We start from the raw sequence: 20,495 nt of genomic DNA on the forward strand, positions 1-20,495 counted from the left end.
AACTGGCAGCCCCGTAATATGCGCGTTTCAATCGTCAGCGCTAACAACGTTGCCCATAGGGCGCCAGCTACTTCCGTCGAAGCGAAACATCTGCATCTTACGAATTAGTCGGTAATCGCTCGGGCTCGTGCTGACCGTGATGCCGGGAAGTAACATCGGGAACTTCAGCTCTCGCATGTTGATGGCTTGCGCTAGGATATTCTCGCGAGAAAGATCGTCGCCGGCTTTCGTCAGGACATGCGCCAGCATGCTTCCGGCAAAGAAAGATGTCACATAGAATGTGTTCGTCTTATCTGCACCCGGGAGATATTTGTTCATCCAGGCGTGCCATTCCTTCACATCATCGTCGTTCGAATATTGTGAAGAATTCGGATCTTTGAGAAAGTTGACTGTAAGTGCGCCTTTTGCATTATTTAGGCCGGCGGGTTTGAGAACCACTTCAGGAGTATTCGTTACCGAAGGTAAAACGAATGTAGGGCTCCAACCGAGATCCGCCGCCTTTCGAATAGCTTGTGTAACGGGACGCGGAGCCACGGCTGCTAAATACAGAACGTCTGCCTTCGTCTCAGCTAGAGAAATAATCTGAGAGTCAACGGATGGGTCAGTTACCTCGACAGAAGATTGTTTAATCAACATCCTATCTGCGTTTGATCCAAGAGCCTCTCGTATTCCCGACAAGAAGTCACGACCGAAGTCATCGTTTTGAAAAAGTACGGCAATCTTTGCGTCCGGGCGCGTTTTGGCAAGGTGTTTTGCGGTTACCTTCGCCTCATCGACGAAGCGTAGATAGAACGGAACAAGCCAAGGCGTTTCTGCGGGATTAAAAAACTTTGCATTACCTACAGAAGCGAAAATGTGGGGAACGCGCCGATCGTTGAGATACTTTGTGATCGCTGAATTTGGTCCAGTTCCCATGCTCTTATAGACAAATGCAACATTGTCTTGCTCGACGAGTTTGCGTGTTTGTTCGAGCGTACGAGGCGGGACATAGCCGTCATCTAGTGATGTTAGGCGAACCGTTCGGCCGTTGACGCCGCCTTTGTCATTGAGCCACTTGATGTACGCAATGTCTGCTTTTCCATTTACACCAAGGTTGGCAACAGGGCCGCTATACGGATTGGTCTGACCAATCCTAATTTCGCTATTTGTAACGCCCGGCACGTCCGGCGTTTGAGCTACAGCCGAGCCGGCTGCCGCACCCAAAAAAATGGTCAATTGAGTCAGGCGGGCCGCACCCACAAGTATTTGTTTCATTTGAAACTCCCTAGTCGAGCGTTGGTTTTTTTAGTGGTTTTGTTGGACGCGTGGCTAAATATTAGCATCAAATTATCTGTCCCGCCACAGCCAAATTGACTTGCGCGACAACTTGCCTTATTCGATGTTTGACGTTCGGCCCAAAAATCGGATTGTTATGCGAATCATCATTAGCAGGTGCGTCGCGGTCACGTTGCCGACGTAAGGGCGCTTGCGAAACCGCCCGAAGAATGAAGATGAAATGTTTTGGTAGGAGAGCTTCGATATGAACTGTACTGAAGGTGCCGCAATAGTTACTGGAGGAGGGTCGGGCCTAGGTGAGGCGACCGCACGCTTGCTGGCAAAGCGCGGCGCTCGAGTTTCCATCTTCGACCAAAATTTAAAGGCGGCTAAAGCGGTCGCTGAACAAATAGGTGGAGTTGCGCTGCAATGTGATGTCACCGATCCGAAGGGAGTTCAAAAGGCTATTTCGGAGAGTGCGGCACTCCATGGAGGCGCCAGGATATTAGTAAATTGCGCCGGCGTGGGCGATGCGGGTAGAGCGGTTGGAAAAGATGGAGCATTGCCGCTTGAATCGTTCGACCGCGTCGTCGATGTCAATTTGATTGGAACCTTTAACGTCATCAGACTCTTTGCCGAGGTGTGCCTGTCGCTTGAACCAGTCGAGGATGACGAGAGGGGAGTCATTGTTAATACTGCATCGATTGCTGCCTTCGACGGTCAGGTCGGCCAGGCTGCTTACAGTGCTTCGAAGGGCGGCGTCGCCTCGATGACGTTACCTTTGGCTAGAGAGTTTGCGAAGCGTGGAATTCGGGTCAATGCGATTGCTCCGGGTATCTTTGACACGCCGCTTTTGCGGGCTGCGCCACAGAGCGTTCAGCAACAACTGGCGTCGCTGATTCCGTTTCCTCATCGACTGGGCAAGCCGGAAGAGTTTGCTATGCTGGCGTTGCATATCTGCGAAAATGCGATGCTCAACGGAGAGACTATACGTCTCGACGGCGCTGTCAGACTATCATAGGAGTAGGAGTTCGATTAGCTTGCCAGGATTCGAGCGAAGCGTTCGGGTTGAACTAGTCCAAATGTCAATGCGCCGCTCGTGCGGCCTGGAGCTCCAGTCTAGCAAGAAGTCGTCATCGCTTAGGTGCAAACGGCTAATTGGATCATCGGAAATCTCATATGCGGTCAGCTCCAGCAGCAGTGAATAGAGGTCGTGGGCGCCCCCCGGTTCATACGCGAGCTGATATTTTAGCGGCCGCGAAACTCGCCTTCAGCAAGTCAGGCTATGCGAACGTATCGCTGGACATGTTAGCCGCGCGTCTGAGAACGAAGAAGGGATCATTATACTATCATTCATCTCGCAAGGTTGACTTACTAATACAAATAACTCGCACTTTGATTGGTAGGACGTCAGCAGATGTTCGTCGTATCTCTGCGATGGATGCTCCACCGGAGCAGCGCTTCGTGTGGGCATTACGAGCCCATATCAATCAGCTTCTAAATGATATCCAAGCATCAAAAATATACTTCGAAAATGAATCTGACCTTCCCGCTCGAGCGCGCAATGAAGCACGAAGCGTTTTGAAGGAAATTCAGAATACCTATATTCGTCTTATTGCAGAGGGTCGGAAGGCCGGCGTTTTCAGGGTCGGCCAAATCGACTTAGCGGTGATGCATATAATGGCCGTCGCCAACTGGCCATATCGTTGGTTCTCCAAGGACGGCAGGTTGAACAATGACAAATTTGTCGACAACGTACTTGAGTTTGTGCTCTCGGCAATTTGTTGCCCGGGCACCGACATCGGCAAACTCATAAAATCGAGATGTCCTGACGCCGATCGAGTCGCTAGACGTCGTCGAGAGCCATGAGTGAGTAGTGCAATGGTCGCAGAAGGTCGTTTATTGTGGCAGCCTCCGCGAGAAGATGTCGAGCGCTGTCATTTTGAAAAATTCAAACAGTTCCTGGGAGAGCGGCAGCTCGACTTTGTTGGCTATCCAGAGATGTGGCAGTGGTCAGTCACAGAATTGGAAAGATTTTGGCAAGCCGTTTGGGAGTTTTACGACGTCCAAGCCACGACGCCATACAAGCGCGTTCTAAGTACGCGAACGATGCCCGGATGCAAGTGGTTCGAGGGCGCTCGGCTGAATTTTGCTCAACACTTGCTGCGAACCTCTACGCAGCCGGACCTTGCGGAAACTAATGCGATTATCGCTTACTCGGAGCAGAGACCGCCGCGTGTACTGACTCACGCGGAGCTAGCTCTAAACGTGCAAAAGGTGGCCACTAGGCTCCGTAGGTTAGGCGTGCAGCCGGGCGATCGCGTGGCGGCGATAATGCCAAATATTCCCGAGGCCGTTGTCGCGATGATTGCGACTTTGTCGATCGGAGCAGTTTGGTCAGCGGCGGCTCCCGAATTTGGTATTCGAACGGTAGTGGATCGGTTCGCGCAGATCGAACCGAAATTGCTTTTTACCGTGGATGGCTATCGTTTCGGTGGAAAAGAATACTGGCGAACTCAAGCCAACGAGGAATTAGTCAAATCTCTACCTTCGATTCAGACAGTCGTAACTCTTCCGTATCTAGCGACAAAAAATGAAGCGAGCCAACAGTCTAGGACCAAATATTGGAATTGGCATGCATTCTGCGACAGCGAGTTGGACGAAAGCTCATTTGTATTCGAACAAGTGGATGCAATGGCGCCCCTTTGGATTGTTTTTAGTTCAGGAACAACCGGGTTACCCAAGGCGATCGTCCACAGCCACGTTGGAATATTATTGGAGTTGTATAAGGTAACTGGATTGCATTTGGACTGGTCGGCAGAAGACCGAATATTTTTTTACTCATCGACTGGCTGGGTCGTTTGGAACATTTTGTTGTGTTGTTTGCTGCAAGGAAGTGCAGCGATACTCTACGACGGAAGCCCCACGTATCCCTCTCCGGATAGGCTTTGGCAGATCGCCGCAAACGCAGGGGCGACCTGCATTGGGGCAAGTCCGTCTTACATTCAGATGCTCGAAAAATCGGGTGTTAGGCCAAGCGAAATGCACGATCTTTCCCGACTTCGTACCGTTTTTTTGACCGGCTCTCCTGTCACGCCGGACACATGTGCTTGGATCCTCGACAATGTAAACAAGGACACTTGGTTGGCGATTCAATCCGGAGGCACTGAACTTGCAACAGCAATCGCTACTTCTCTGCCGGCCTTGCCCGTCTACGCGGGAGAGATGCAGGTTCGGGGTCTCGGCGTAGACGTGCACGCGTGGGATGAAAATGGGCGCGAGGTTATCGATGAGGAGGGAGAACTCGTGATAACAAGCCCGATGCCCTCAATGCCAATCTACTTCTGGAATGATTCGAATGGCGCAAAATATCATGAGACTTATTTCAGCAAACGCGACAATGTTTGGGAGCATGGCGATCGAATAAAAATCAATCATCGAGGGGGATGCTATATCTACGGCCGTTCCGACGCAGTTTTAAATCGAAACGGAGTTCGTATTGGCGCCGCGGAAATATATCGAACGTTAGAGCAAATACCCGAAGTGCTGGACAGCATCATAGTTTGCGTAGAACTCGAGGACGGCGGATTCTACATGCCTTTGTTTGTAACACTTTCAACTGGTGTGGCGTTCGAGCATCAAGTCGAGGCAAAAATCATAACAAGCTTGAGGGAAAATTGTGGTCCTAGGCACGTGCCGGATGAAATTATCCCAATCAATGCAGTTCCGTACACGATAACCGGCAAGAAGATGGAAATTCCGATCCGCAAAATGCTGCTTGGCGTTCCGCCAGAGAGAGCGGCTAACCGAGATGCTATGCAAAATCCTGAGTCACTGGACTGGTTTTGCAAGTTCGCACAGACATTTCGCGATTCTCGAAAGTGCCGATCTATTTCAAGTCGGGTCGTGTGACCAACCAAGCTGGAAATTCCCCCGCCGCGTGATCCAAAGACGGGTGCAGCTCAAAACGATTTAAGAGATCGTCTCGACACAAAGTAGTTTCGGGGGGCGATGCCCACGCCTGCGTGATCGCGCCGCACGACAACTAAACTGCCGCCATGTCGAAGGGATCTCCATTCGGCTTCCATCACCTCTCTCATCGTGCTGTTTGATATTAGCTTAGCAACACAATGCTTACGCAACGGGGATTCGCCTTGCGCTTCGTCGTTCCATATGTATTATTGGACATATAGCCGAAAAATATCGGAATTGTCGCGGCATCGTTTATCCTTAGGGTACCTGCAATGACTGGGCTCTCTGACCTCCGCATTCCCTATGGTGCGTATTGGTCTACACCGTTTTCTCGGTGGCAGATGAGTCTATCCAATCTGCACAGCATGAAATTCGCCGCACACGTAGCAGCTAAGACTGCTAAAGAGAAGGAGTGGCCGCTCAAAGTGCTCGATCACGCCGTGCTTGGTGTTACCATTCCGCAAGAAAAAAGCTTTTGGGGAGTTCCATGGGTTATGTCTCTCATGGGCGCGCCCAGTCTTAGTGGCGCGACAATTTCACAAGCCTGCGCCACGTCGCCACGATGCATTTCAGTAGCGGCATCGGAGCTTTGTACAGATGATGCAGAGGCTTCGCTCATAATCACTTGTGACAGAACATCAAATGCGCCTGTTGTCATTTATCCAAATTTGCAAGGAATGAGTGGCGCGCCAGAAGTCGAAAATTGGATGCTCGATAATCTCAAAAGTGATCCAATGGCGCATGTCGCCATGGTCGAGACCGCCGAGAATTGTGCGCGCGATTGGCAAATATCAACTCAAGAGCAGCATGACGTCGCGGCTCAGCGATATCAGCAGTACGTTGACGCACTTAAAGATGATTCTGCCTTTTTGCGAAAGTTTATGACCTTACCTTTCAGCATTCCTGATCAGAGATTTCGAAAGGAAGCCGGAGTGCTGAAGGGCGACGAAGGCATTCGCGAAACTAAGCTAGAAGATTTGAACAAGCTGAAGCCAACGCGAGAAGGTGGGACCGTCACTTTTGGGGGACAGACGCATCCTGCGGACGGCAATGCTGGAATGGTAGTGACAAATAAGAATCGCGCTCTAGAATTTACGAAAGAACCTGGTATTGAAATTCGAATCGTGGGATTTGGGCAAGCACGCGAACGCCTCGCCTATATGCCTGCCGCGCCCGTTAAGGCCGCTAAGAATGCCCTAGAGTTCGCCAGTATGTCGATCGACAAGGTTGACGTGTTTAAGTCTCACAACCCATTCGTCGTAAACGACATCGTGTTTTCACGCGAAACTGGGATCGACGTAAAAAAGATGAATAACTTCGGCTGCTCTCTGATATTTGGGCATCCACAAGGGCCGACTGGTCTGAGATTGATCATAGAAATGATCGAGGAACTTGTCCTGCGCGGTGGCGGCAATGGACTGTTCCAGGGCTGCTCAGCTGGAGACACGGGAATGGCGGTGTTGCTGTCTGTACGAGATACCCGAAATTAGCAGCAAGGCGGCTGCCACGCTAGTTGTGATGAGCGCTGCCCTGAGAGCGAAAAAGTGTACATACGTCATTGTCGACCATGTGACACGCCGGGCCGGCTTGCATCCCTACCATTCATGAATGAACGAATGTTGCGTAACATCCTCGGTGAGAACGCGCGCCGCGTTTTCAACTTGTGAAGTTGGAAGGCTCAGCCTGCGTGCAAGTAGCCCAGGTGGCTGTTTCTTAGTGAGTTCTCCGGCACAAGCTTCACGGCTTGCCGAGCCCAGCGTGAAAGCGACTGATCCATAGGCTTGGTTTGGCTCGCCGTGGCCTGACCTAACGGCTATTCAGTGGCTATAGGTTAAACTAGTGAAGGTCCTCAGAGGCTCTTATGTCGGCGCGGCAACTGCCGGGCAGGCGGATTGCACAATCGGTGAAAAAGGCAGTTCCGAAACAAAGCCGCCCCTTTGAGCACTTCGCCCCACGGTCCAGCCGCTTTTAGGTCACTCGCATCGGGGACTGGATATCAAAATTGCTACATCCTATACTGGATCAATATTTTCACTTTGTATTCGAGCGAATCGGAAGCTCTGCGCACCCGGTTTTGTTGACACGCACTTAAGCTAATCCGCCCTTCCGCTCGAACTCCATGGGGCTCAGATATCCAATCGTCGAGTACCTGCGCTTCCGATTGTAGAAGCGCTCGATGTAGTCGAACACATCGGCTCTGGCCTCATCCCTCGTTCTGTAAGTCTTGCGGTCGATGCGCTCGGTCTTCAGCGACGAGAAGAAGCTCTCCATCGCCGCGTTGTCCCAGACATTGCCGGATCGGCTCATTGAGCAAACGACGCCGTTGTCCGCCAACAGCCGCTGGAACTGCTCGCTGGTGTACTGGCTGCCGCGATCCGAATGATGCAGCAGCGCGTTTGCCCCGTTGCCGGATCGCCATCACCAGGGCTTCGGTCACAAGCTGGGTTGTCAGCGCAGCTCTCATCCAACAGCCGACGACGCGGCGGGAAAACAGATCGGCGACCGCAGCCGCATTGAGCCAGCCTTCCGCTGTCCGGATGTAAGTGAAGTCGGCGATCCATTTGCGATTTGGAGCAGGTGCTTCGAAGGTTCGGTCGTCGCGGGCGTGCTTTGAGAGCTTGCAGCCGCATCAAACGCTCGATCCGATGCGGTCCGCACAACACTCCGTCCGCCAGAAGGTCGTGCCACACCCGCCTGGCTCCGTGGGTCCGATCGCTGGCCAGGAAGCTGGCGCGAACCTTCGCACCAATATCTTCCGAGGCCTGCGCATAAGATACTCCCCGATCCTTGATCAGGCGCGCCGCTTCAAGCTTGAACTCGCGCGTGCACTTCCGTCGCTACATGAACCACCCTCCGGTCCCATTAAAACACCTAACTCGGTGTCTTCGGAACCGGGTGCAGGCCAGATAGAGCTTTTTTTTTCGTTCTCGAGAACTTGCGCGCATTTGTCAAATGGAACTGCTGGAGCGTGTCTAGTCGTCAACCCTGCCGAATCCAATTTTTACTTCTGACGTCGCCGGCCGCTACATCGCCCGCTAGAACAAACAGCGGTACAGACGTGTTCTTTATCGCGGACGTAACTCTAGCGCGCGTTATACTCGCACGTCACTGAAGCTTGATCCCATAAGGAAAGTTGACGCGATGATCGAGACAAGAAAACTACTCTCTGAAGCAGAAGCCGTATTCGAATAATCCGTCATGTTAGGTTTCCTGGGCTTTGACGAAAGCCGCAATGAACCCAGCGAGGGGTTCCGGCGCATCTTCCGGAAGGAAATGCCAAGCTTGCTTTATGACTTCGAGCCGGCTGTGAACTATTGATTGAGCTAACCGTTCGCCTAGCCTGACGGGCTGAAAAACATCATCCGCACCCCATATGATGAGCGTTGGCAGCAGCAATTTCTCAACCGCATCTTTGCGGGACGAAAGCTGTTCTGTTCGCAAAGCACGAGCACCGCGCAAATAGGCTCGCCGGCCTTCAACACCATGGAAAGGTCGTTCGTAATTATCGATCAACTCCGACGTGATCCGATCGGAGTGGACTATTCCGCGGATTAGCCCCTTCGTAAGGCCCTTCTTCAAGTCAAAGTCAGGCGCGCCGAGGATGTCATCCCAGGCGGGCTCCTTGAGCCTGGCTATTCCAGGTTCTGGAAAGGAATCGTAGGCAATGGAGTCAACCAAAACGAGACGATCCAGGATATCGGGATGATCGACTGCGATAAGCTGAGCGATCCCGCCGCCGATGTCATGGCCAACGACAGTGGTATTGCGGCATCCGAGCTTGCGGAGCGCCTTCACGATCAAGTCTGATTGAGCCTTGATCCCCAAGTCGGACTGAATTGGCTTATCGGATGCACCGTAGCCGAGAAGGTCGAGTGTGATGACCTCAAGGCCTGAGGCAATCAGAAGTGGGACGACATTTCACCAAAGATATCGGCTCGTTGGAATACCGTGAATAAGTACAACGGTTAATCCACGTCCGGCGCGCGTATTGGCTATTCGATGGCACGGGTCGCCGATTCTGAGGACGATTTCATTGCTCATGCGGATTCTTTCTGCTTCGGCTCCGGAAGGCCGCTCCCTTGGCGCGGCTTCCACAGCCATCCATTGAGCACCACCGGCGGCGAGAACTGCGGGACGTATCGAGGAAGAGCATTCGGCAGTCAGGCTGTTCGCAGTTCTTTATGTGCCCTCGAATCGGATTGCCGAATAGATCGATCGCGTCTCTGACAATTGTCGCAAGTGCGGTCTGGAACGGATCCTCTGAAATAAAGCTAGTTGTGGCTGACAAAGCATTGAGTTGTGGAACCGCTAGGGGATGTGAAGCTGCTTGGTTCAAGGTCCCCGAGCAGCGCCACTCAGAATCGGCCTCAATATGGCTGACGAGCGCTTGAGCACGGTGCACGAGTCGATATGTGTTTGTGCGAAGTTTCTTTCTCGACACGCTCCTTACGCCGCTCCGGCGCTCGCGCTTTTTGAAATTTTGATATTGTAAAACCAACATTCAGGAGACCGGCGAAAACCGGACAGGATGAAATTAGGCGCCGTGCAAACCCTTCATCTTTGCAAATTGGGCGGCGCGGAAATCCTGCGGAGTCATGCCCGTTTGCTTGCGGAAGAAGCGGGCGAAGTGCGAAGGGTCCCCGAAGCCCAGCTCGTATGCAATTTCGTTAATAGCGCTGTTGGTAAAAACCAATTCGCGCTTGGCTTCTGTCAAAACGCGCTGGCGGATTAGATGCCCGGCCGTCACGCCGGCGACACGCTTAACATGATCGTTTACTCGGTCGGTAGTCATGGCCAGCCGGTCAGCGTAGAATCCGATCTCACGATTCTGCCGGAAATTGTCCTCGATCAAACGCTTCAATGTTTCGACGGTACGATCGGCACATGCCAGGCTTAAGGCTTCTGTTCGCGCGCGGATTTGCTGGCTACGACCAATTTCGATCGCGATCAATGAGAGTAAGGCGCGAGTTGCGAGGCGATATCCATCACGTGCCAGAAAGTTCTCCTGTTGGATATCGATGCAAAATTGCAAAATCCGGCTTCCGCGATGGGAAACATCGATTGGTACAATCAAATGTTCCGCAATAGCTGCCAAGTGGCTGATTGCGTCGCGAGCCCCATCTCCTATTCTCATAGCGACGTCCTCGCTGAAGGTAATTACAAATCCGTCTGTAACGTCCGCATGGAACTTGAAGCCATGCGCAACGTTTGGCGAAACGAGAATTGCGCATGGCGCTGCAAAAGACCTGATGGCCGTTTCAACAGACATTTCGCCGCTACCATTCTCCACTATGAGGATTTGAAACAGATTTCGATGACGATGCGCCTGAATAAGCCAGTCATTGACCGACGATCTTGAGGAAATCCTTTCAATGTGGACAAAGTCGAATGCCTGATCATTGGGTGGATCACCGTAAAGATGGAATAGGGGGAGCCCTGCGCTTGTGCGCTTGGAATCAACTTGATTTGGTTGGCTTTCACTCCGCATCCGGGGGGCACTCCAGCTACAGTTCGCTCCATTCCCCTGTTCAAAAAATACCCCGCATGAAGCGGGGCAAGTCGGGAGGATATCGGAATATCACGTAAACTCCCTACGCCTCCACCAGGGCGTCCTTGTTAAATGCCTCCAATATCGCGTTGGGAATTGCACTTGACTTGATTGCTCCGTTTGAATCGCGAATGACCCAAACGCGAGTCTCGAAACCTTCTGCGCACAGTTCACCGTTAAGGGTGACCCGATGTGTTACCTGGAAGCTAGAGCGCCCAAACTTGATCGAGCTTTCAACGAAAAGATCGTCACCGTAACACGCAGGCCTATGAAATTGTGCCTCGGTACGAACGAGCGGCATGCCGGCACAGTTGAATTTTTCAAGCATCTTTCGTTTGACGACTCCCAATGCTTGTTCAAACAATGCCGCGCTCGCAGCATCGAAAATTTCGAAATATTTCGGATTAAATATGATTCCGGCGGGGTCACAATCGCCCCATTCAATGCGAATCTTGCGGATATTTTTTCTCATTGTACCTCTACAAAAGGGTCATACGCTGACCACCGAGACGTGAGATCTACCTGAACTGCTGAATGTATGGGGCCAACGCTAAGGCGTTCGAACGGATACGCCGTTTAAGAGCATGTCCGCTATGTCTTTGGACAGTTCAGGAATGGAGGTTGGCGATCGCTTGTTCCACCAAATAGCGACCGAGTTGCACGCCCCCAGCAGGGTCAAGGTCGCGTGAACGGTGTTCAATCCCTGAGGAAACTCTCCGGACCGGATCCCTTGCCGAAAGATCGCCTCTACGTTTTTTTCATATTCCCTGATCTGCGCACCGATCCGATGTCGAACCGTATCGCCCAGATCTTTGCGGTTCTCTTGGAACACCCGAAAGAAACTAGGACGATCCTCTAGCGTAGACAGGTGCAGCGCGATCAAGCGCCTAATCTTGTCTGCAGCCGGAAGTCGGCTGGTTTTCACCTCGACTGAAAAGCGAACATAACCATCGATTGCGACTTCGCAGATCTGTTCCAGCGCGTGCTCTTTGGATGGAATATAGTAATAGAGGCTCCCGGGCTGAACTCCCAGCGCATCGGCGATGTGTTTGATGGTAGCGGCTTGATATCCACGTTCGGAAAATTGACGAGCTGCAGCGGTAAGTATTTCCAGATAACGCTGCCGATATTTATGTTTGGAGCCATTCAACTCCGTTGTGGGCATCTCAAAGATATCGTCCCCGCTGACTGCGGGCGGATTTCGCCGCTTTCGGTAGTCTGCTGGCTCGTTACTGGCGGCCCTTTTTTCCGCGGCTATGCTGCGGTGTTTGCTTGCGCCTGTTCGACGCATCTTCCTAAGCCTTCCCGAATAGTTGGGGCCTTCAGACGAGTAAAGAAAATGCGGCTGTCTCGTCAAGTCTTGCCGAACCGCTGGACGATCCGAGGTCGAGCCATCCTGCAAAATCCGCTTTGGCAAGTACTTTGCCGATTCCATGAAATTCACTTCCTGACGCGATAAAGGCCAGCCCCATTCGGCTTGGCCTGCCGTCACAATCTGGCCGCGAGCCCAACCAGAAATTCGAGTAAGCATTCAATTTTTTGAACAGTCAATCGAATTTTCTTGACTCCTTTCGCGGATCGGCCGATGTTCCCGAGCAACAACAACTCTGGGGCTCAAGCCCGGGACCAAACCAGGGAGGATCAGATGATCAAAAGATTGGCGGCATTGGCCGCGATGGTGTTCGTACTAGTAGGTTCGCCCGCTTGGGCACAGGATCCGATTCGTGTTGGCGTTATCGCGCCGTTCACGGGGCCGTTTGCGATAATCGGAACGAACTTCAAGGCAGGCATCGAGGCATATCAGACGGTTCACGGTGACGGCGTGGACGGACGAAAAGTCGAGTTTCTGTATCGAGATTTACAAAATACCGATGTGGCGGCCGCGCGCGCGCTAGCTCAGGAACTCGTAAGTAAAGATCGGGTCAGCTATTTGGCCGGCTTCTATTTCACGCCAGATGCGCTGGCGGTTGCGCCGCTGCTTGAGCGCGCAGGCGTGCCGTTAGTGATCTTTAACGCCGCGACTTCGGTGATCACGGAGAAGAGCCCGTTGATCGTGCGGACATCATTTACAATGGCCCAAGTCACTGTTCCGATGGGGCAGATAGCTCGGGAGCAGAACATCTCCAAGGTTGTCATCGCTGTGAGCGATTACGCTCCTGGCCTCGACACGGAACTCGCCTTTAAAGAGAGCTTTGAGAAAGCTGGTGGGAAGATTGTCGACACCATCCGAATTCCATTGAGAACCTCTGATTTCAGCCCGATCATGCAACGAATTAAGGATTCGGGTGCGGAAGCGGTGTTTGCCTTCCTCCCTTCGGGGCCTCCGACTTTGGCCTTTGCCAAATCGTTTATCGACAATGGAGTAAAAGAGCGCGGCATTCGCCTCCTTTCTCTTGGTGCAGTAACTCAGGAGTCCGATCTGCCATCGTTGGGTGATGCTGTGCTCGGAGTACAATCGACCTGGCACTATTCGACCGCTCATCCAGGAGCCGTGAATAAGGCCTTTCTTGATGCCATCCAGCGCAAGCTGGGTACTCTCGAAGAGATCACCTTTCCGGCGGTCGGCGCCTACGATGGCGTCCACATCATCTATGAGATGATCAAGGCAACGAAGGGTGAGCGTAAGCCGAAAGAGGCCGTAGAAGCGGTGAAAGGCATGTCCTGGGAAAGCCCGCGCGGACCAGTGAAGATTGACCCGGAAACGCGGCACATCCGCCAAAATGTATATCTCCGCGAGGTCGCGAAGCAGGACGGCCGCTACATCAACAAAGAAATACGGACATTCCCGGACCAGCCTGATTTCGGGTTGATGAAGTCAAACTGAGGCAATGTAGGACCCGCCGAGGCTGACTCTCGCGCTGCTAGAGTCAGCCTCGCTTTTATAAGATGTGAGTAATCTCATACATGCAAACCGCCTTCGGCATTGCATTCGACTCGCTCGCGCTGGGCATGGTCCTTTTTGTCATTTGCATCGGTCTTTCCGTGATGATGGGCCTAATGCGCGTCGTCAACCTGGCGCACGGCGCGTTTGCGATGCTCGGCGGGTATTTCGCTTCCGTTTTTACAACTCAACTCGGCTGGAATTATGCGGGCGCGATAATCGTATCTGTTGTTGCCGTAGTCGTGCTGGCAATGCCGCTAGAGCGATTTTTGTATCGATCCGTCTATGGAAGCGAAGCTGTGCTTCCACAAGTACTGATGACCACAGGGATCACATTCACTGCAATCGGAATGGCGAACTACATCTTTGGCAGCACGGTTAAGCCGATAAAAATTCCAGAGCTAATTTCCGGGCCGGTTGACCTAGGCATTCGCCATGTTCCGGCACACAGGCTGTTTGTCATCATCTGTGGTGTCGCTACCGCAGCCCTGATCTGGCTTTTGATGGAGAGGACGCGATTTGGCATCAAACTGCGCGCCGCTGTCGATAAGCCGGAAATGGCGGCTGCCCTCGGGATTCAAACCCAGAAAATATACGCCATAACCTTTGCGCTGGCCGTAGGCCTTGGTGCCTTTGGAGGAATTGTTGGAGCACAAATTCTTCCGATCGAACCATACTATGCGCTGCGTTACATGATGATTTTCTTGTTGGTTGTTTCGGTCGGCGGAGCTGGCTCTATCCAAGGCGCTTTGGGTGCAGCCCTTCTGTTGAGCTTCGTCGATACTCTCGGAAAATATCTCTTTCCGGAGTTTGGCGATTTCTTCTTTTATCTCGCAGTGATTCTGATTGTTCTGGCTCTCCCGAATGGCTTTTGGGGGAGAAATCAATGATCAGCAAGATACTCGCCTTAAATGCGATGGAGTCTCCGAAGTCGGGGGCAGGCGCATTTACTAGAGATCTCTCGGTTCTAAGCATCGTTGCGGTCTCCGGCGTCGCGGCATGGTTCGTCTTCCCACTTGATCTGCCGTTCTTGACTCGAATGATCACCACGGGGCTTTTGGTGTTGTCCCTGTTTCTCGTATTGGGACAATGCGGCATAGCTACTTTAGGGCACGCAGCTCTTTATGGGATGGGAGCCTATGCAGCTGCCATCAGTTGCTCTCACGGGGTTCTCAACCCGGTAGTGTTGCTGTTCATCGGCCTCTTTGCTGGAGCGATAGCCGGTGTTCTAACCGGTGTCATCATCGTGTCGGCCAGCGGTTTGCCGCAGTTAGTCTTGTCGATAGCGTTACTCCAGCTGTTCTACGAGCTTGCGAATCGGCTGCGGTGGCTGACGGGTGGAAGCGATGGCCTGCCCATAACACCAGACCCTCTTCTCGGGTTTGCGTGGGACCTCCAAGGACGAACCGGCTTCGTAGTTGCGCTTCTAACGTTGTTAGTCTGCCTCGCAGTGGTCCTGGCGGTCATTCGGTCTCCCTTTGGATTGGTCTGTCGAGCAATAAAGGTAGATCCGACTCGCGTCCGATCCCTCGGAATCGAGATACGGCCAGCCTTATTGAAGATGTACGGAATATCGGGAAGCATAGCCGGTTTGGCTGGGGCGCTCAGCGCTGTCACTAATGGAATTGTTGGCCTCGAAGCGCTCAGCTTCGAATTGTCGGCCAAAGTGCTGGTGATGTTGGTCCTGGGTGGCGTCACGAGCGTGGCGGGAGCTCTCTTCGGAACAGTGGTCTTCGTGAGTTTCGAGCACCTTGTCGCAATCGCGAACCCGTTTCATTGGTTCACTTTCCTGGGGGTGTTGCTCGTAGTCGTCGCGCGCTTCCTCCCCAACGGGCTTATTAGCCTGCCATCTGTTGTAATGCCTGCGCTACGGAAGCCGGAGAGGAGGCGGAGAGATGCGCGGGCTGCGAGTTGAGAACCTCAGCAAGACGTTTGGAGGGCTGACGGTAGCAAAAGATATCAATCTGAGCATCGAGCCGGGCGAGCGTGTCGCGTTGATCGGGCCAAACGGCGCTGGCAAGACAACTCTGGTAAATCTCATCACTGGCTTATTGTCCCCATCCTCCGGTCGCGTGAGTTTGGATGGTGCGGATATCACGGGGCAATCTACTCCGGCGCGTGCGCGACTCGGATTGATAAGAACATTTCAAGTCACTCGATTGTTTCCGGAGATGACTGCTCGCGAGCATCTCGCCCTTGCGCTTCTGCAGAAGGCAGGTCGGGTCGGCGTGCTGCATCGGGATCTCTGGGCAGACGAAAGGATTTCGGTCGAGGCGCAGCACATTCTGGAACGTATTGATTTAGGGGCTTTCGAAAATGTACCCGTTACAGAATTAGCCTACGGGCAGCAGCGCTTGTTGGAGTTTGGCATTTCGCTGGCGCTTGCGCCGAGGGTCTTATTGCTCGACGAACCAGCAGCTGGAGTGCCGAGCTCGGGAACCTCGATCATCCTCAGTGCGCTGGACAGCCTACCCGCCGATCTGGGCGTGCTGATGATCGATCACGATATGGATCTGGTATTCCGCTTTGCGCAAAGAATTATCGTGATGGAGCGCGGAAGCATCCTGCTCGATGGCGCTCCGCAAAGTGTCGCCGCTGACCCCTTGGTCCGGAAGGCATACCTAGGAAGCTGGGCAGATGCGCGCTGAAACCTTGGAGATCGTTGGCCTTGTGGCCGGATACGGCGCGACGACAATTATCGAAGATGTCTCGTTATCGCTACCAGCTGGCGGGAAGATCGCAATTTTGGGCCGGAACGGCGTAGGCAAAACGACGCTACTTGCCACCTTGGTAGGGCTTACAACGTTGCAATCCGGCTCAATCAAGCTCGGTGGTGTGGAGATCACAGGGCGTCCTAGTGCTTGGCGCGCCATGCACGGGCTCGGATATGTTCCTCAAAATCGTGACGTGTTCCCGTCGTTGACCGTTCAAGAGAATCTGATCGCCGGTCTCAAAGGCCGGCCAACCTCTGATTTGTCGATCGGTTACGGGCTATTCCCCAGGCTGAATGAGCGACGCTTAAATCTAGCCTCGCAGCTTTCGGGCGGTGAACAACAGATGCTGTCAATTGCGAGAGCGATCTTAGGCCGACCAACGGTGTTGCTATTGGACGAACCATTGGAGGGTTTGGCGCCCGCGATATGTGATGAAGTGATGACCGCGCTTGACGACCTCGCTCGAGATCGTTCGATGACCATCGTCCTGGTGGAACAACAAATTCAGCGTGCCATGCATTTCGCCGAAGAGACCATAATCTTGAACAGGGGCCGCGTCGCTTGGAAGGGGACGTCAGATGATCTTAAGCAACAGCCAGATCTAGTCGTTGCCCACTTAGGCGTAGGTGAATATCGGCCTGCTTTATAGCGGCATCCACGTAACGGAGTCCTGATCAGGCACTAGAAAGTGGGTAGAAAAAGAGAGAGTCCGCGAAGGTTGGCTGCCTACTGTGAATGTCGCGATATTCGCGGAGGGCTCGAATGATTGCGCATCGTCGTTGAAAAGTGGCGGCGTCGATAGCGCTTTGCCCGGCAACAGCGTGAGCTTGCTTAACAACAGCTGTCGTTCGCATGGGTAGAGGTATGCGCTATAAATCAATAGACTTATGGAAAAGACGATAGCACTATCGACAGTATCTAAATGAAAGAAAGAGTGAGGAAGTAGAAATGTACAAAGACATCACTTGTGAAATTAAGGAAGGGGTCGCAGTTCTGAGCCTCAACCTTCCAAAAACTCGCAATGCCATGAGTCTGACCGCAATGCAGGAGTTGCTCGATGGTTTGAACAAAGCAGAAGATAATCCTGACGTTGGTGCTGTGATGATAACCGGCTCTGGTGACAAAGCCTTCTGTTCAGGATTCCATCTTCGAGAGATTCCGTTGGATGACGGCGACAAGGGAATTCGAGAGCATTTTCGCGTGGCAGCCATGTGGTGGCATCAGCTGCTGCACAAGATTGTGCGTGTGCGGCTCCCAGTGCTCGCGGCCGTCAACGGTGTTGCTGCAGGCGGCGGCTTCGGCGTGTCCCTCGCGTGCGATATGGCGGTTTGTTCGGACGACGCGCGCTTCGTTTGCGCCTGGCACACTATTGGCATCGGAAACGACACAGCGACCAGCTACAGCTTAGCTCGCATTGTCGGGATGCGACGAGCCATGGATCTGATGCTGACCAACCGTACGCTCGGCGCAGAGGAGGCGGCCGAATGGGGTATCGTCAGCCGCATCTATCCATCGGCTTCGCTAAAGGAAAAGGCGTTCTCGATTGCCAAAGATCTTGCTAATGCCCCGACCCATCTTCAGGTCATGGCAAAGAATAGGTTCCATGCAGGGTGGACGCAGCCGATTGAAGAATGCACTGAGTATGAGATTCAGAACGTACTCTCCTCGGTCTCTCATCCCCACTTCCGGCCCCGTCTGCTCAGTTTTCTTCAAGGGAACAAGGCGGACAAGCCGCAGGTCGAATTTCCATCTTGAGATTTCCGATGCAAACCGCCTTTGAAGTCATTCGGCAAGCTGCGACGCGCTCGCCTACAAGGACCGCAATCGTCGATGTCGCGTCACGACGCAACATCGATTACCAAAGTCTCGTTTCAGCAGTTGTAGATACCGCTTCGGGTTTCTGCGGATGCGGCTTTGGCAACGGCAATCGCGTCGCAGTCGTTATGCCAAATTCGATGGAACTTGGCATTGTTGCCCTCGCCCTTCATCGGGCGGGGGCGGTACCGGCGATGATGAACCCGCGGTTGAAGCCTGCTGAGGTCGTAGCTCTAATCAAGGAGGGGGAGATAAGCGGTTGTGTGCTTGAACATACCGGGGCGCTGAGCGATCTCATTCGTCAGGAGTTTGGTACCCAGTTTCCTATTGTCTCTCTGAACGGATCCGGCTCGGCAGCGGTACAATTTCAAGATCTATCGAAGTTCAATAGGACTCTCCCGGACCACAATCCCGACCCGGAAGAGCCCGGCTTCATTTTCTACACGTCCGGCACCACCGGCCTGCCAAAAGCCGTCGTCATTCCGCAGCGAGCCACCGAGCCGCGGTTCCTGTTCATGTCAACGCAATGCGGCCACACCCATGGAGCCCACAATCGAATTTGCGGTCTAATGCCTATGTATCACGCCATTGGATTTTATGCAGTGTTCTTGATGGCGCTGGCTTTCAACGGGACCTTCTATTTATTTCGCGAATTTGTTCCTGCAGATGTCCTCAAAAGCATAAAGCAAAACCGATTGACTGGGCTTTTCGCGACACCAACCCATCTCGACGCGCTTACGCAAGCTATTGCGGAAGCTGATGACGTTTCTTCGCTAGAGATTGTGATCTTTGCTGGAGCAATGATGCCTGATCAGGTTTTGGCAAAGGTGCGGCGCACATTCGATGCCAAGCTTGTAAATATTTATGGCACCACCGAGGGGATGAATGCGTTGTACATGCCAAACCCGTCCTCCGGATCGCAATTCATTCCGGGTTATTACTCCGAAGCGCGAGTTATAAAGATTGGCGGAGGAGTTAATGACTTGGCCGATGTTGGGAAGGAGGGTGAACTAATCCTGTCGATCAAAAATGACGCATTCTTCACCAGCTATTATGCGCGGCCGGAAACCACCAGGGAAAAGGTCAAAGACGGCTGGTATCGAACTAGTGATGCCGCGGTGATGTGTGCAGACGGCACGATTGAGGTCAAAGGCCGCGTTGACGATACAATAATCTCGGGGGGCGAGAATATTCATCCTCAGGAAGTCGAGGATGTTCTGCTTGCTCATCCCGCAGTTAGCGATGCTGCGGTGCTGGGAATTCCGAATGAGCGATGGGGACAAATTGTCGTAGCTTGTGTCGTTTGCTCGACCATCGATTCGGAAGCACTCGAAGAGTATTTTCGTTCGAGCTCACTGGCAGATTTTAAGCGCCCGAGGGAGTACTATTTCTTTGAAGCGCTTCCCAGAAATGCTACCAATAAAATAATTCGCCGCGAGTTGATCGATCGAATAACGAAGCAGCGGCGATGAGATGCTAGTCGCCAGCCAAGGTGAACTGAAATCGATCACATGCCGGGAGCAGGAAAACGAGTCAAAAGGCCGATCGGTCGAACGCGAAAATTGAATGGTGTTGGCAAGCGAATTCGTGTGCTGAATCGGGGTGGGCTCGACGCAAAAGGTCGCAAACAGTTGCTAGCGCTCGCTAGTGAACATTCCCGGAGGCGTGTCCCTATCGGCAAGTATCGACTGCGTTACCTCGAAGTGTTGATGGCGGCCGCGAAGATTTTCTCCGAAAAGGGCTACCACTTAGCAACAACGACGGAAATCGCAGAGGAGTTGGGCGTTCATCAGTCCACACTTTATTACTACTTGAAATCTAAGGAACAAGCTCTTGAGCAGATCTGTGCGGTCGCGATCGAGGGATATGTAAGTTTTTCGGAAGAAATAAGAAAAAGAAAGGGGCCCGTATCAGTAAAGATCCGTGACGTAATGTTCCAACATATCATTACGATTAGAGACCGACCTAGTTTTTTTAAGGCATTTCAGAGCAACCGCAAAGATTTAGGTGCGGCCGCACGCCATGCTATCGGAAGACAAATTCGAAGATATGAGGCAAATATCGAGGCTATATTGAAGCAGGCTGCGGCCGCAGGGGTTATGCGGGCGAATGTCAATACGCTGCATGCTGCGATGGCGCTAATTGCTCTTTGCAACTCGGTTTCTATCTGGTGGCCAGCGCGATCCGCAGAGCCCATCGAGCGGATTGCAGATGAATTGGCAGAAATGTTTATGGCGGGCATATTTCTTGCTGCCAGCAAGAGCACGAAAAGTCGGCCGGCCAAACTAAGCTAGTCAGGCTCGGTTATCAA

18 protein-coding genes and 2 pseudogenes are annotated in these 20,495 nt (G+C 52.8%); 13 read left to right on the plus strand and 7 right to left on the minus strand.

The window, feature by feature from the left end; all coding sequences use genetic code 11:
* Positions 1–27 precede the first annotated feature (27 nt).
* Positions 28–1,254: an ABC transporter substrate-binding protein gene (locus AB7F49_RS16220; protein WP_428524102.1), complete on the minus strand. Its 1,227-nt coding sequence runs from the start codon at positions 1,252–1,254 to the stop codon at positions 28–30.
* A gap of 265 nt (positions 1,255–1,519) precedes the next feature.
* On the opposite strand from AB7F49_RS16220, the gene AB7F49_RS16225 reads away from it, so the two are divergent.
* The 5 genes and pseudogenes from AB7F49_RS16225 to AB7F49_RS16245 all read left to right on the plus strand — a co-directional run bounded on the left by AB7F49_RS16225 (position 1,520) and on the right by AB7F49_RS16245 (position 6,716).
* Positions 1,520–2,275 (plus strand): SDR family NAD(P)-dependent oxidoreductase, encoded by a 756-nt coding sequence (locus AB7F49_RS16225; RefSeq protein ID WP_428524104.1) that lies wholly within the window; start codon positions 1,520–1,522, stop codon positions 2,273–2,275.
* A gap of 158 nt (positions 2,276–2,433) precedes the next feature.
* Positions 2,434–2,625: pseudogene (locus tag AB7F49_RS16230) on the plus strand (TetR/AcrR family transcriptional regulator); the annotation flags it as partial.
* Positions 2,626–2,691: 66 nt separating this feature from the next.
* Positions 2,692–3,123 carry a hypothetical protein gene (locus AB7F49_RS16235; protein ID WP_428524175.1) on the plus strand — a complete coding sequence of 144 codons (432 nt, stop codon included), beginning with the start codon at positions 2,692–2,694 and terminating at the stop codon, positions 3,121–3,123.
* Positions 3,124–3,135: 12 nt separating this feature from the next.
* Positions 3,136–5,166, plus strand: a complete 2,031-nt coding sequence (locus tag AB7F49_RS16240; RefSeq protein WP_428524106.1) for an acetoacetate--CoA ligase — start codon at positions 3,136–3,138, stop codon at positions 5,164–5,166.
* A 332-nt stretch (positions 5,167–5,498) separates the two neighbouring features.
* Positions 5,499–6,716 (plus strand): thiolase family protein, encoded by a 1,218-nt coding sequence (locus AB7F49_RS16245; RefSeq protein WP_428524108.1) that lies wholly within the window; start codon positions 5,499–5,501, stop codon positions 6,714–6,716.
* A gap of 598 nt (positions 6,717–7,314) precedes the next feature.
* On the opposite strand, the pseudogene AB7F49_RS16250 reads toward AB7F49_RS16245, so the two are convergent.
* From AB7F49_RS16250 to AB7F49_RS16275, 6 genes and pseudogenes are all read right to left on the minus strand, one after another.
* Positions 7,315–7,982 (minus strand): annotated as a pseudogene (locus tag AB7F49_RS16250) (IS3 family transposase); the annotation flags it as partial.
* 445 nt (positions 7,983–8,427) lie between these two features.
* The gene (locus tag AB7F49_RS16255; RefSeq protein ID WP_428524177.1) at positions 8,428–9,129 is read right to left on the minus strand and encodes an alpha/beta fold hydrolase; all 702 of its coding nucleotides are present in this window, start codon (positions 9,127–9,129) and stop codon (positions 8,428–8,430) included.
* Between the two features lie 127 nt (positions 9,130–9,256).
* Entirely contained in the window at positions 9,257–9,727 is a 471-nt protein-coding gene (locus AB7F49_RS16260) for a CGNR zinc finger domain-containing protein (RefSeq protein ID WP_428524110.1), read from the minus strand.
* Positions 9,728–9,760: 33 nt separating this feature from the next.
* Complete coding sequence (locus tag AB7F49_RS16265) at positions 9,761–10,714, minus strand: helix-turn-helix domain-containing protein (RefSeq protein ID WP_428524112.1); 954 nt, start codon at positions 10,712–10,714, stop codon at positions 9,761–9,763.
* Between the two features lie 103 nt (positions 10,715–10,817).
* Positions 10,818–11,246 (minus strand): acyl-CoA thioesterase, encoded by a 429-nt coding sequence (locus AB7F49_RS16270; protein ID WP_428524113.1) that lies wholly within the window; start codon positions 11,244–11,246, stop codon positions 10,818–10,820.
* 78 nt (positions 11,247–11,324) lie between these two features.
* On the minus strand, positions 11,325–12,209 hold the full coding sequence (locus tag AB7F49_RS16275) for a TetR/AcrR family transcriptional regulator (RefSeq protein ID WP_428524115.1): 885 nt from the start codon (positions 12,207–12,209) through the stop codon (positions 11,325–11,327).
* Between the two features lie 210 nt (positions 12,210–12,419).
* On the opposite strand from AB7F49_RS16275, the gene AB7F49_RS16280 reads away from it, so the two are divergent.
* The 8 genes from AB7F49_RS16280 to AB7F49_RS16315 all read left to right on the plus strand — a co-directional run bounded on the left by AB7F49_RS16280 (position 12,420) and on the right by AB7F49_RS16315 (position 20,478).
* Positions 12,420–13,598, plus strand: coding sequence for an ABC transporter substrate-binding protein (locus tag AB7F49_RS16280; protein ID WP_428524117.1), 1,179 nt, complete (start codon positions 12,420–12,422; stop codon positions 13,596–13,598).
* Between the two features lie 80 nt (positions 13,599–13,678).
* A complete protein-coding gene (locus tag AB7F49_RS16285) occupies positions 13,679–14,545 on the plus strand; it encodes a branched-chain amino acid ABC transporter permease (protein ID WP_428524119.1) in 867 nt (288 codons plus the stop codon).
* Positions 14,542–15,570, plus strand: a complete 1,029-nt coding sequence (locus AB7F49_RS16290) for a branched-chain amino acid ABC transporter permease (RefSeq protein WP_428524121.1) — start codon at positions 14,542–14,544, stop codon at positions 15,568–15,570. The genes AB7F49_RS16285 and AB7F49_RS16290 overlap by 4 nt, the downstream gene beginning before the upstream one ends.
* Positions 15,551–16,303, plus strand: a complete 753-nt coding sequence (locus AB7F49_RS16295) for an ABC transporter ATP-binding protein (RefSeq protein ID WP_428524123.1) — start codon at positions 15,551–15,553, stop codon at positions 16,301–16,303. Before AB7F49_RS16290 ends, AB7F49_RS16295 begins: the two co-directional genes overlap by 20 nt.
* On the plus strand, positions 16,293–17,018 hold the full coding sequence (locus tag AB7F49_RS16300; protein WP_428524125.1) for an ABC transporter ATP-binding protein: 726 nt from the start codon (positions 16,293–16,295) through the stop codon (positions 17,016–17,018). Before AB7F49_RS16295 ends, AB7F49_RS16300 begins: the two co-directional genes overlap by 11 nt.
* 299 nt (positions 17,019–17,317) lie before the next feature.
* Positions 17,318–18,124, plus strand: coding sequence for an enoyl-CoA hydratase/isomerase family protein (locus AB7F49_RS16305; protein ID WP_428524127.1), 807 nt, complete (start codon positions 17,318–17,320; stop codon positions 18,122–18,124).
* Positions 18,125–18,132: 8 nt separating this feature from the next.
* Positions 18,133–19,656 (plus strand): AMP-binding protein, encoded by a 1,524-nt coding sequence (locus AB7F49_RS16310; RefSeq protein ID WP_428524129.1) that lies wholly within the window; start codon positions 18,133–18,135, stop codon positions 19,654–19,656.
* 237 nt (positions 19,657–19,893) lie between these two features.
* On the plus strand, positions 19,894–20,478 hold the full coding sequence (locus tag AB7F49_RS16315; protein WP_428524131.1) for a TetR/AcrR family transcriptional regulator: 585 nt from the start codon (positions 19,894–19,896) through the stop codon (positions 20,476–20,478).
* Positions 20,479–20,495: the final 17 nt, after the last annotated feature.

The sequence above is a fragment of the Pseudorhodoplanes sp. genome, from assembly GCF_050250235.1.
In the GTDB taxonomy this organism is placed as follows: domain Bacteria; phylum Pseudomonadota; class Alphaproteobacteria; order Rhizobiales; family Xanthobacteraceae; genus Pseudorhodoplanes.

Bases quoted from the DNA above. Each gene is read 5' to 3' on its own strand.
- AB7F49_RS16290 (WP_428524121.1), top strand. From the start codon at position 14,542: ATGATCAGCAAGATACTCGCCTTAAATGCGATGGAGTCTCCGAAGTCG.
- AB7F49_RS16305 (WP_428524127.1), top strand. From the start codon at position 17,318: ATGTACAAAGACATCACTTGTGAAATTAAGGAAGGGGTCGCAGTTCTG.
- AB7F49_RS16315 (WP_428524131.1), top strand. From the start codon at position 19,894: ATGGCGGCCGCGAAGATTTTCTCCGAAAAGGGCTACCACTTAGCAACA.
- AB7F49_RS16245 (WP_428524108.1), top strand. From the start codon at position 5,499: ATGACTGGGCTCTCTGACCTCCGCATTCCCTATGGTGCGTATTGGTCT.
- AB7F49_RS16270 (WP_428524113.1), bottom strand. From the start codon at position 11,246: ATGAGAAAAAATATCCGCAAGATTCGCATTGAATGGGGCGATTGTGAC.
- AB7F49_RS16275 (WP_428524115.1), bottom strand. From the start codon at position 12,209: ATGGAATCGGCAAAGTACTTGCCAAAGCGGATTTTGCAGGATGGCTCG.
- AB7F49_RS16235 (WP_428524175.1), top strand. From the start codon at position 2,692: ATGGATGCTCCACCGGAGCAGCGCTTCGTGTGGGCATTACGAGCCCAT.
- AB7F49_RS16295 (WP_428524123.1), top strand. From the start codon at position 15,551: ATGCGCGGGCTGCGAGTTGAGAACCTCAGCAAGACGTTTGGAGGGCTG.
- AB7F49_RS16240 (WP_428524106.1), top strand. From the start codon at position 3,136: ATGGTCGCAGAAGGTCGTTTATTGTGGCAGCCTCCGCGAGAAGATGTC.
- AB7F49_RS16225 (WP_428524104.1), top strand. From the start codon at position 1,520: ATGAACTGTACTGAAGGTGCCGCAATAGTTACTGGAGGAGGGTCGGGC.
- AB7F49_RS16220 (WP_428524102.1), bottom strand. From the start codon at position 1,254: ATGAAACAAATACTTGTGGGTGCGGCCCGCCTGACTCAATTGACCATT.
- AB7F49_RS16265 (WP_428524112.1), bottom strand. From the start codon at position 10,714: ATGCGGAGTGAAAGCCAACCAAATCAAGTTGATTCCAAGCGCACAAGC.
- AB7F49_RS16260 (WP_428524110.1), bottom strand. From the start codon at position 9,727: ATGTTGGTTTTACAATATCAAAATTTCAAAAAGCGCGAGCGCCGGAGC.
- AB7F49_RS16285 (WP_428524119.1), top strand. From the start codon at position 13,679: ATGCAAACCGCCTTCGGCATTGCATTCGACTCGCTCGCGCTGGGCATG.
- AB7F49_RS16280 (WP_428524117.1), top strand. From the start codon at position 12,420: ATGATCAAAAGATTGGCGGCATTGGCCGCGATGGTGTTCGTACTAGTA.
- AB7F49_RS16300 (WP_428524125.1), top strand. From the start codon at position 16,293: ATGCGCGCTGAAACCTTGGAGATCGTTGGCCTTGTGGCCGGATACGGC.
- AB7F49_RS16310 (WP_428524129.1), top strand. From the start codon at position 18,133: ATGCAAACCGCCTTTGAAGTCATTCGGCAAGCTGCGACGCGCTCGCCT.